This window comes from Vibrio sp. 1069 (genome assembly GCF_033340555.1).
In genome coordinates, this window is sequence record NZ_JAWOWP010000717.1 from 1 (window position 1) to 571 (window position 571).

At 42.4% G+C, this 571-nt stretch carries 1 protein-coding gene; it reads left to right on the forward strand.

What is annotated here, in order from left to right; all coding sequences use genetic code 11:
- Positions 1 to 308: 308 nt before the first annotated feature.
- A partial coding sequence (locus R7040_RS28645) for a LacI family DNA-binding transcriptional regulator (RefSeq protein ID WP_318097916.1) occupies positions 309 to 571 on the forward strand: 263 nt, incomplete at its 3' end.

Consider the following 571-nt stretch of genomic DNA (forward strand, 5'->3'; position numbering starts at 1 on the left):
ATCGAATCGGAACGCCCATTTCTTAACTGGCTAAAAGTCTAGCAACCAATCTCGATCCAGATCCGTGATCGAATTCAAATTGTGTAAACGTTTCCACAAAATTACACAAAAGCCTTATTTTAGATACTGACTTTAGTTAAATTAAACCAGGAAGATGATGAGCAGTGAAGATGAGTCGAGCAGATACCGCTCTCTTTCGTGGATCGCACGATTTTACTAAAAGTTTGTGCATCCCTAAGTAGCTGTTTACAATAGCCAGATTATTGAGTTCTCACTTGGACTGTGAGCAATGCCAACGGGAAATGTACATGGCAACACTAAAAGATATCGCCACTGAAGCGGGCGTCTCACTTGCAACTGTATCGCGAGTTTTGAATGACGATCCGACGTTGAGCGTTAAAGAAGAAACCAAACGCCGCATTTTAGAAATCGCAGAAAAGCTGGAGTACCGCACCAGCAGTTCGAAGAAAGCCACCAAAGAAGCCAAGCAAAAACATCACTTTTTGGCCTTGTACAATTACAAACAAGAAGCAGAAGTGAATGACCCGTACTACTTGTCGATTCGTCATGG